Origin of the sequence: Pseudoalteromonas sp. MER144-MNA-CIBAN-0113 (assembly GCF_040308965.1) — a bacterium.
In the GTDB taxonomy this organism is placed as follows: Bacteria; Pseudomonadota; Gammaproteobacteria; order Enterobacterales; family Alteromonadaceae; genus Pseudoalteromonas; species Pseudoalteromonas tetraodonis.
This window is the reverse complement of sequence record NZ_JBEOOG010000138.1, coordinates 1-3,975: the sequence shown is the minus strand read 5'-3', so window position 1 is coordinate 3,975 and position 3,975 is coordinate 1. Positions and strand designations below refer to the sequence as shown.

Below are 3,975 nucleotides of genomic sequence, written 5' to 3'. Positions count from 1 at the left end.
ATACCTCCAGTAGAAACTGACGGTATTTTCAATTAATTAAATCCACTCTGCTAGGTGTCGTTGCTCGGACGCTTACCAAACATTAACGGCAACCCTCGAATTGTTAAGCGATTACTCAATCAAGTGAAGATGAGAAAGAAAACCGCTCACCGTCGAGGAATGCAGCTAGATGAAAAAACAATCATTAAACTGGTGATTTTTGAGAGGTGCTTAGGCACTCAGGCTACCAACAAGCTTTATGAATTAATTGATAAGGAAAACGGATATCCAAAAGTATTAGCAGATCTCGAAAACCCAGAGGTTGAATTTGACGAAATAAAGTTACCTGAAGAGTGGAAGCTAGACCTAGCTTTTATTGATAAATGGTCAAAATTACCTCCAATGTTTACTGAAATGGATTTGACTCCAGCGGCATATCTGAGTCGAGAAAGCATTCCCATGGGCGCTGTAAATGCGGTAATGTCGGGAGCTGCTCAAAAACTTGTAGAAGAATTAATGAAGCAAAAGGTTAGAGTCAGTGGCGTTAACTCTACTGCAATTACCACAACTCCGAAGGAAGAGTACTTGTCAGTTATGGATGGTTTGATTGAAAACTTTAAGTTGATTGGTGATTGGACCGAAAGACCAACAGGCATCTATGGAGCCGTGCTACTTGCCAAGCAGGATGATAAATGTTGTTTAAATCTTCTTACATTCTTAAAAAGCTTGCCCCGACAAAGGTGGCTTAATCCAATTTTAAAAGAACTAGAGGGAACTAAGTAATATGGGTACTTCAGCGTCGTCAACGGGACCGAATAATAAAAGTCCACTCATTCCATCGTGGGCTGAGCAAGGAGAACCCGTCACGATAGAACCTGCATCAGGTACTGATGGGGATGGTCAAACAGGCTCTGACAGTAGTCAAGCAAATGATCAGAATGACAATAGTAACGATATTGACAATGACAAGGTTCAACAAGAAATCGGTAGCTCTCCAACAGCAACACCGCCCCCAAATAGGTTTGCTAGTGCAAGAAGAGCATTTGGTAAGTACGCTCAAAAAGGTGGATCAACTTCGGATCTAAGGCGTTCATTAAAAAGTTACTCTAGAAAAGGCTCTGGCGGAGGTAAAAGCACCAGTCGGAGACTAGCAAGTGGCATAACTGCTGGTTCTGGATTGCTTGGTGTCATGCGTGGCGACACCGTAACGATTAATCATCAAAGCTTGTCATTAGGTGATTTAACTGGACTATCGACTGACCAAGCAATTGACAAAATTGCTAGTCATTTAGCACCTAAAAATGCCGATTCGGATGCTGTTAGAGTTGCGTTAGATTACGCGTTAGAAGAAGCATTACCCGATACTGAAGAATTTGATCCTAACAGTTTTACCGACGAAGTTATTCAAGAAGCCATAGGCTGTTATTTAACAGATCTTATATTTCAAGATGTTGTAGAAGGAATGGGCAGCGCTTGGTTTCACGTTGAACCTGCAAGCAAGCATCATCAAATGGAAGTTGAATTAAGGGAATTAATAAAAGTGATAACACAAGAGCAGTTAGACAAAATAACTAATGGCAACCCCAGCACTATCAGTAAGGACAATATTACTAAAATTCAAGCCGATGCAATTGCAATGACAGTGGATGAATGGGAGAGCTTTGATGACTAATTTTTATTTTAATCATGATCCAGCTAACTTGCCTGACTTTTCAGATGATTGTCATCCTGTCCAGATGTTCCATACGCATCAAAATGACATCACTAAGCACAGCTTAGTGTCAAAACAACTACTACAAACAGTTCGTGATTTGGGATTGCATGTAGATGCTGATGCAATAGATCTGATAACAATTGCAACCGCTGTTACCGCCGCTGATACATTTGAATTGAGGGATAATGCAGAAAATGCTTGGGCTAGAAAAATGCATTTACATGTTCCTGTTACCGATGAGGATATGTGGAATTTTGTTGAGCCTGAACTAAGTTCTTTGCTCAACTTTCTAACGGGCGATCAATGGCTGTTTACTTTTGAAAAAACAACTATGCCGATGCCGACTCCTAAAACAAGTGAGCAAGCGAAAGCGAAAGCAAAAGCAAAATCATTAATTGGACTCAACTCTGTTTGCCTTTTTTCTGGTGGTCTTGATAGCGCAGTTGGTGCAATTGATATTTTGAACGGAGAATCAGATTTAAAGCCTCTCTTGGTTAGTCACGCTTATCGTGGTGATGGCGCTAAGCAAGAAGACATTAAGCAATTATTATCCCCGCCATTCGGCGAATTGTCCTATTCAATGTCTCCCCATATTATTAAGCACTTAGAAGGTAAAACTGACATTAGTATGAGGGGAAGAAGCTTTAACTTCCTAGCTATGGCGGTACTTGGTATATCAGCCTTAAGAAATGCTAATTGCGATAGCAGTATTGAAACTATTGTCGTCCCAGAGAATGGCTATATTTCTATAAATCCGCCGCTTACCAGAAGACGGATTGGTAGCCATAGCACTAGAACTACTCATCCTAATTTTCTAAGCAGGCTTGAATCTTTGCTTAGAGACACTGGGTTTCATGTCAAAATTGTAAACCCCTATCAATTCAAAACTAAAGGTGAAATGTTAGCGGAATGTGTTGATCAAGACGCAATTAGAAAAGCAGTTCCCCTAAGTGTTTCATGCAGTCATTGGCACAGAGAACATAAACAGTGTGGGCATTGTGTACCTTGCCTTATTCGAAGAGCGTCAGTTTTTCATGCTGGTTTTACACAAGATGCGCTATACAAGACAAAGCGGTTGAGAGATCTTATCAAAGAAAAAGATACTCGCGATGATCTCCAAGCGGTTCAAACTGCCATTATTAGATTGAAACAATCCGATAACTATCGTTCTTGGCTTCGAAGTTCAGGGCCAATACCACAAGAAAAAGATATACGAGAAAAATTAGAATCAACTATTAAGCGAGGATTGGCAGAGGTTGAATTATTTCTCCAAGCGGATAAATCGTCATGATGGATCTTCATTGCCACGTTGATTTATATCCAGATCATCAAGAGGTATTGAACGACATAAAAAGCAGTAATTATTACGTGCTATCAGTAACTACGGTGCCTTCAGCTTTTGAAGGTACTGTCCAGTTAACAAGTGGCATAAAACACTGCAAAACGGCTTTGGGGCTTCACCCTCAACTTGCTCATCTAAGAAAAAATGAATTAGCACTATTCGATAAGCTAGTTGATAGAACTAGATATATTGGAGAAATTGGACTGGATGGCTCAAAAGGTTACGCTGATTACTTTGATGATCAATTAGAGGTTTTCACGCATATTCTAAAAAAATGTGAAGGCTTTGATGACAAAATACTAACTATCCATAGTCTCAACGCGACTGGTGAGGTACTTCTGAAACTTAGGCAGCACCCTGAGGCTGGCATTCCCATTCTTCATTGGTTTTTGGGTACTAAGAAACAAGTTCTAGAAGCCGTCGAGCTAGGTTGTTTCTTTTCTATTGGCCCAGCCATGCTAACTTCAGCCAGAGCTAAAAAAGTAATATCTTGGATACCTCAAGATAGGATTTTACTCGAAACTGATGGACCTTTCGCCAAAGTGGCGGGGAGTATTCTGTTTCCTTCAAATGTTGATACTGTTACTGAATTTCTGTCAGAAATTTGGTGTAAAAATAAGATTTCGGTAATAGAGCAATTGTCAGTAAACCTTAGGTGTTTAACATCAGGCAATGCACAATTGACACGATCTCTATGAATCTCACATCTTAGGCTCTCTTAACTCTCGTAATGATGTCGCTACCAGTCATATGTTCTTCGAATCTATTAACAGCACGCTCCATAGCCGAAAGGCCAGCATATAAAGTTTCATTATCCTTAAGCAGGTCGTCATGGTGTAGTGGTCAACTAATTTTGGCCACAGTTTTAGAATCTTGATATCTAATCTCAGATTCATTCGGCGCTAAACCAGCATTATAATGATGTGGTCTAACATTATTG

General features: G+C 40.1%; 4 protein-coding genes. All 4 read left to right on the top strand.

Going from position 1 to position 3,975, the window contains the following annotated elements; translation table 11 throughout:
* The first annotated feature begins 129 nt into the window (after positions 1-129).
* The 4 genes from AAEY57_RS18900 to qatD are packed head-to-tail and all read left to right on the top strand — an operon-like array spanning position 130 to position 3,733.
* On the top strand, positions 130-762 hold the full coding sequence (locus AAEY57_RS18900; protein ID WP_350608545.1) for a hypothetical protein: 633 nt from the start codon (positions 130-132) through the stop codon (positions 760-762).
* Position 763: 1 nt separating this feature from the next.
* Positions 764-1,651, top strand: coding sequence for a Qat anti-phage system associated protein QatB (locus AAEY57_RS18895; RefSeq protein ID WP_350608544.1), 888 nt, complete (start codon positions 764-766; stop codon positions 1,649-1,651).
* A complete protein-coding gene (gene qatC / locus AAEY57_RS18890; protein WP_350608543.1) occupies positions 1,644-2,984 on the top strand; it encodes a Qat anti-phage system QueC-like protein QatC in 1,341 nt (446 codons plus the stop codon). The genes AAEY57_RS18895 and qatC overlap by 8 nt, the downstream gene beginning before the upstream one ends.
* Positions 2,981-3,733 carry a Qat anti-phage system TatD family nuclease QatD gene (gene qatD, locus AAEY57_RS18885; protein ID WP_350608542.1) on the top strand — a complete coding sequence of 251 codons (753 nt, stop codon included), beginning with the start codon at positions 2,981-2,983 and terminating at the stop codon, positions 3,731-3,733. The genes qatC and qatD overlap by 4 nt, the downstream gene beginning before the upstream one ends.
* Positions 3,734-3,975: the final 242 nt, after the last annotated feature.